The sequence below is a fragment of the Streptomyces sp. NPDC058195 genome, assembly GCF_042883525.1.
Lineage (GTDB): Bacteria > Actinomycetota > Actinomycetes > Streptomycetales > Streptomycetaceae > Streptomyces.
This window is the reverse complement of sequence record NZ_JBHVVM010000085.1, coordinates 1-1,291: the sequence shown is the minus strand read 5'-3', so window position 1 is coordinate 1,291 and position 1,291 is coordinate 1. Positions and strand designations below refer to the sequence as shown.

Here is a 1,291-nt window from a genome sequence, read left to right as displayed (position 1 = left end):
GCGTGTGGTGGTGGCGTTGCCGCGGTCGGTGGATGCGGTGGTGGCGTTGTTGGCGGTGTTGAAGGCTGGTGGTTCGTATGTGCCGGTTGATCCGGGTTATCCGGTGGAGCGGATTGCGTTTGTGGTGGGGGATGCGGCGCCGGTGCTGGTGTTGTCGGTGTCGGGTGCGTTGAGTGGTGTGGTGGGGGGTGTGCCGGTGGTGTTGCTGGATGATGTGGGTGTGGTGGCGGAGCTGGGTGGGTTGTCGCCGGTTTCGTTGGGTGTGGTGCCGGAGTTGTCGTCGGCTGCGTACACGATTTATACGTCGGGTTCGACGGGGGTTCCGAAGGGTGTGGTGGTGCCGCATGGGGGTGTGGTGGGTGTGCTGGCGGGGTTGAGTGGTGTGGTGGGTGGTGGGCGGGTGCTGGCGGTGACGACGTTTGCGTTTGATATTGCGGTGGTGGAGTTGTTCGGGCCGTTGGTGTCGGGTGGGTGTGTGGTGGTGGCGTCTTCTGAGGTGGTGGGGGATGCGGAGTTGCTGGTGGATTTGGCGGTGCGGTCGGGGGTGTCGGTGATGCAGGCGACGCCGAGTCTGTGGCGTGAGGTGGCGGGTGTTGCTGGTGGGCGGTTGTCGGGGGTTTGTGGGCTGGTGGGTGGTGAGGCGTTGCCGGGTGAGGTGGCGGAGTTGCTGGTGGGTGAGCTGGCGTCGGTGGTGAATGTGTATGGGCCGACGGAGACGACGGTGTGGTCGACGTGTGGTGTGGTGGTTGCTGGTGGGGGGGTGTCGATTGGTGGTCCGCTGGCGAATGAGCGGGTGTTTGTGCTGGATGAGTGGTTGCGTCCGGTTCCGGTGGGTGTGCGGGGTGAGTTGTATGTTGCTGGTTCGGGTGTGGTGCGGGGGTATCACGGTCGTGCGGGTCTGACGGCTGAGCGGTTTGTGGCGTGTCCGTGGGGTGGGCGGATGTACCGGACGGGTGATGTGGTGCGGTGGCTGGAGGGGGGTGTGCTGGAGTTTGTGGGGCGTGCGGATGCGCAGGTGAAGGTGCGTGGGTTCCGTATTGAGCTGGGTGAGGTGGAGTCGGGGTTGTTGGGTTCGTGTGGTGTGGGGCGGGCTGTTGTGGTGGTGCGTGAGGGGGTTCTGGTGGGGTATGTGGTGCCGGAGCCGGGTGTGGTGGTTGATGGTGGTGTGGTTCGTGAGGAGGTGCGTGGGCGTCTTCCGGAGTACATGGTTCCGTCGGTGGTGGTGGTGCTGGACGCTGTGCCGCTGACTCCGAACGGGAAGGTTGACCGGCGGGCCCTGCCGGCTCCTGAT

Annotated in this window: 1 protein-coding gene; it reads left to right on the top strand. The window is 65.2% G+C overall.

From position 1 onward, the window contains the following. Positions 1 to 1,291: amino acid adenylation domain-containing protein (locus tag ACFVWY_RS35640; RefSeq protein ID WP_389879055.1), on the top strand; the 1,291-nt coding region annotated here is incomplete at both ends.